Below are 3,581 nucleotides of genomic sequence, written 5' to 3'. Positions count from 1 at the left end.
GGATGTTTCCGGTTTCCATTCCTGGCCGTCAATCCGTATATGTCCGCCCGGGGAGACAACGGCGACCGCGCCGTTGTCGAGGTTGATTGTGATTGGGGCATGGAGTGCCATGCTCGCGGCGGCTTCCAACCGCGCGGTATCAGCCTTAGATAACTGCATCACTCCTCCTCACCTATTTCAGGTTCCTTCTCACCGGGTCTGTAGCTACGCCAGGTCCCGTTGCGTTCGTGTTCTTTCATGCGGTTCATGAAGCTGGCGAGCATGTCCCAACCGGCGTTGCGATCCATGCCAGCTTGGCTGGCGGTGCTGGCATTGCCAGCAGATACGGCAATTGTCTCGTTGCCGGCAAGGTTTTCTTCTGGTTGCATTTATTCAGCCTCCTCCACCGTGGCGGCGTTGCTCGGGTGGTCGTCTGGGACGACGAGGTCAGCCAGAGAGGGTACTTTGGCGAGGATTTCGCGGATGTAGGTCTTGTGTTTCTCGCAGGCGAGGTCCATGCCTTTTAGGTGCTGGTATTCCGCGTAAGCATCCCATACAGGGGCACTCTCGTCGTGCTTGTAGTCGAACTCTTCTCGGGCTTCCTCATATTCTTCATAGGCAGAACCCGCTTCGCGGTCGTATTCCTCGCTCTTACAGGAAAGACGAGAAAGCATCTGGCCTGCTAGGTCTTCACGCGCGGCGGTAATAATACGAGCGGTCCATGCCTCGAAAACAGCGTCGGCATCGCTGGTTAGTTTCCCGATCACCTCATCCATGTCGTAGTCGGTCTCGTTCAACCCTTGCTTTTCCAGGCTTTCCAGCCCGGCTTTGATCACCGCTTGCCGGACCGCGTAGCGCACGTCGTGGGTGGTTAGCTTCGAGGATTGATCTAGGTAGTACATGGTGGTTTTCCTTTCAGTCTTGGGTTTAGATGTTGCCTTTGGGCGCAGCACCGGCAACAACCGGTACGACATTCGTGTACTTTTCTACGCGGGCGTTGAGAATCGCGGTTATCCATTCGGAGAGTGAGATGCGGTTGCCGGTGGCGCAGTCGGCGAGCCAAGCGCCCCGGATGCGGTCAGCGTCTTCGCGGGGGAGGCGGATGGTGATTTTCGCGGTCTGCTGGCTGCTGGCCTTGCCAGCGGTGCCAGCGGTGCCAGCGGTGCCAGCGGTGCCAGCGGTGCCAGCGGTGCCAGCGAGGATGATATCTTCTCCACCCGCAACGATAGGGTTCGTAATCGGTGCTTTCTTGAGCGTTTGCATAGCGGCGGTGTCAGGCTTTTTCATTACTGTTCTTCCGTTTCTGTTTTGTGCGTGTCTTTGACTTTGTCGAGGTGTTTGATCGCCCGTTCGAGTTGGGCGTAGGTTTCGTTGAGCGTGAAGTACAGATCAACGAGCTGCTGGTCGCTGCCGTGTTTGATGATGTCGTTGCCCGACATTCTCCAGGGGTCGGAGTCCAGGCGCATTTCGAGCAGGGTTGCGTTTGATGCTGCTGCGTGCCAGAGCGTCACGGTATCGTTTGCGATCATGTTCCGGAAGTTGATGTCGTGGGGGTTGGTAAGCAGGCGGAGCAAGGTTTTCTTCGTCATTTTCATGGCGGTCTCCTTACAGAGCGGTGCTGCCATTGCTGGCATTGCTGGCATTGCCAGCAGATACGGCCACGCCAGCAGGTGCGGCAGCGCCAGCGGATACGGCGTTGCCGGCGAGTGTGGCTTGTAGGGTCTTGAATGCTTCCTCAATCAACGGGTCACCGCCATTTATTGGCGTGTGGTTAGTTGCGGTGTGGGGGAACGCTTCCCTGGCCGGCATATACCGAGCGAGAAGGTAGTCTCCGTAGGTTGCTTCTAGCTCGGTGAGCCATTTCCGGGTGTCGAGGCGGCCTCGTTGGTATGCGTTCACGAGGATGCCAGCAAGCTCCAGACCACCGTTGTAGAGGTTTTTGATTGTGGCGATGGTGGTGATCATCTCCGCAACCCCACCACAGGCAGTTTCCCGCGCGGTCGTCACGATCAACGCGGTATCTGCGGCGACGAGCGCGCCGGTCGTGAGCATCCCGAGGCTTGGTGGGCAGTCCACCACGATCACGTCGTAGACATCGCTTAGGGGTGCGAGGATTGCCTTCAGCCTATATTCCCGCCCTAAGGCGGTGTCATTTTCCCGATCCCACAAAGCTCTATCGGCGGGGAGTAGGTCAATACCCCAACCAGACACCGGCAGGATTGCTTGGCGGGCGGTTTCGGGTGGCGCGCCGGCGGCGGTCGCTGCGAGCACGTCATTGAGTGTCAAAGTATCGGCATCTACTTCGACGCCGAGCGTCGTCGTCGCGCTCCCTTGCGGATCGGCATCCACAAGCAACACGCGGGCACCGGCGGCGCGCGCGAGGCGGTGTGCGAGATTCGTGGCAATCGTCGTTTTACCGACGCCACCTTTCTGGTTACAGATAGCAATAATCATTGGTTTTCTTTCTCTATAGTCCTGGGATGTGGGTTGGTGCTGGCATGGCCAGCGTGGCCGCATTTGCTGGCATTGCCGTACCCGCTGGCATTGCCGTACCCGCTGGCATTGCCGTATCCGCTGGCAGCGGGGCACAGTATTTGTAGCGGTCTTGACGCGCGCCGAGCATTGCGTTTCGCATCGCATGGGGATCGGAACCGACGTAGCGTTGGGTCGTTGCTACTGATTCGTGCCCGAGGAGGTCTTTCACGGCCATAATGTCGTGGCCCTCAAGATAAGCGCGGGTTGCGAACCGGTGCCGGAGAGTGTGGAGAGTCCAGGGGTCGGGGAGTTCCCGGCGGGCGAGTCTTCCGATCCACGCTGCGGAGAGATGTCCATTCTTGCTTCCTGGGAATAGCCATGTTCCGGTCATGTTGAGCATTTCTTCCATCTCTAGATAGATATCTGTGGGGAGGGGAACCATGCGGGTTTTTCCTCCTTTGCCGCACACTTGGAGGCAGTATCCAAGGAGGTCTTTTCCGACGTGTTCTTTTTTGATCTGGGCAATTTCGTTGGCTCTTAGTCCGACCTCACCTGCGAGGCGGAGGATGAGCTGGGTTCGGGGAGGCGCGCCGTCGAGCGCGTCTTCATATACGGCTTCCGGTGTCGGCCGTGCCGTTGCTCGTAGCCGGTGCACAGGCCCGAGCACTTTTGCTGGGCTGTCTCCTTTGGAGAACCAGTCGAAGAAAGCTCTTACCGCGATGTAGTAGCCGTGCCGGGTTTCGGGGGCTATTTCTTTGCCGCTTGCCCAGTCGATGATGTCTTGTTCAGTGACCTCATTCGGCGGCTTATCAACCGTTCTTGCGAAGCTTCTCAGGGTTGCGGTGCGGTACGCGCGAGAACTTTCGCGGTGCCCAGCGAGAGTTTGAGTCTTTCCCCAATCGCAAAGTGCTTCTTCCCATCCTGCGGGAACGTTCCATTTGTTAAGTTTGTTCATGCGTACATTTTTCAGTTTTGCCTCAATGGCTAGGCGGAAAGATTGAACTTTTCTCCGCCCTATAGTTCACTTTTAGCGAACGTGGTGAAAATGTCGCATTATTTTAAAAAGGGTGGGGTGAGCCAAGCAAGTAAACCAAGGGTTGTGGGTTCGAATCCCACGGGGCCTACCA

At 57.4% G+C, this 3,581-nt stretch carries 6 protein-coding genes; all 6 read right to left on the bottom strand.

The window, feature by feature from the left end; genetic code table 11:
• Positions 1 to 158 precede the first annotated feature (158 nt).
• The 6 genes from AC5RK6_RS08280 to AC5RK6_RS08255 are packed head-to-tail and all read right to left on the bottom strand — an operon-like array spanning position 159 to position 3,409.
• Positions 159 to 368 (bottom strand): hypothetical protein, encoded by a 210-nt coding sequence (locus AC5RK6_RS08280; protein ID WP_284906000.1) that lies wholly within the window; start codon positions 366 to 368, stop codon positions 159 to 161.
• A complete protein-coding gene (locus tag AC5RK6_RS08275) occupies positions 369 to 881 on the bottom strand; it encodes a hypothetical protein (protein WP_284905998.1) in 513 nt (170 codons plus the stop codon). It lies immediately after the preceding gene.
• Positions 882 to 906: 25 nt separating this feature from the next.
• Complete coding sequence (locus AC5RK6_RS08270) at positions 907 to 1,266, bottom strand: hypothetical protein (protein WP_435727986.1); 360 nt, start codon at positions 1,264 to 1,266, stop codon at positions 907 to 909.
• Complete coding sequence (locus tag AC5RK6_RS08265) at positions 1,266 to 1,574, bottom strand: hypothetical protein (RefSeq protein WP_274734106.1); 309 nt, start codon at positions 1,572 to 1,574, stop codon at positions 1,266 to 1,268. The genes AC5RK6_RS08270 and AC5RK6_RS08265 overlap by 1 nt, the downstream gene beginning before the upstream one ends.
• A gap of 10 nt (positions 1,575 to 1,584) precedes the next feature.
• Positions 1,585 to 2,433, bottom strand: coding sequence for a ParA family protein (locus AC5RK6_RS08260; protein ID WP_274734107.1), 849 nt, complete (start codon positions 2,431 to 2,433; stop codon positions 1,585 to 1,587).
• A gap of 13 nt (positions 2,434 to 2,446) precedes the next feature.
• Positions 2,447 to 3,409: a tyrosine-type recombinase/integrase gene (locus tag AC5RK6_RS08255; RefSeq protein ID WP_284905994.1), complete on the bottom strand. Its 963-nt coding sequence runs from the start codon at positions 3,407 to 3,409 to the stop codon at positions 2,447 to 2,449.
• Positions 3,410 to 3,581 lie beyond the last annotated feature (172 nt).

It is taken from the genome of Actinotignum sp. usb-actsch-213 (genome assembly GCF_059085665.1).
Note: the sequence above shows the minus strand (reverse complement) of the source record. Positions and strands in the feature narration are given on the sequence as shown.

Coding starts and splice junctions, on each gene's coding strand:
- AC5RK6_RS08280 (WP_284906000.1), bottom strand. CDS start 368: ATGCAACCAGAAGAAAACCTTGCCGGCAACGAGACAATTGCCGTATCT.
- AC5RK6_RS08275 (WP_284905998.1), bottom strand. CDS start 881: ATGTACTACCTAGATCAATCCTCGAAGCTAACCACCCACGACGTGCGC.
- AC5RK6_RS08270 (WP_435727986.1), bottom strand. CDS start 1,266: ATGAAAAAGCCTGACACCGCCGCTATGCAAACGCTCAAGAAAGCACCG.
- AC5RK6_RS08265 (WP_274734106.1), bottom strand. CDS start 1,574: ATGAAAATGACGAAGAAAACCTTGCTCCGCCTGCTTACCAACCCCCAC.
- AC5RK6_RS08260 (WP_274734107.1), bottom strand. CDS start 2,433: ATGATTATTGCTATCTGTAACCAGAAAGGTGGCGTCGGTAAAACGACG.
- AC5RK6_RS08255 (WP_284905994.1), bottom strand. CDS start 3,409: ATGAACAAACTTAACAAATGGAACGTTCCCGCAGGATGGGAAGAAGCA.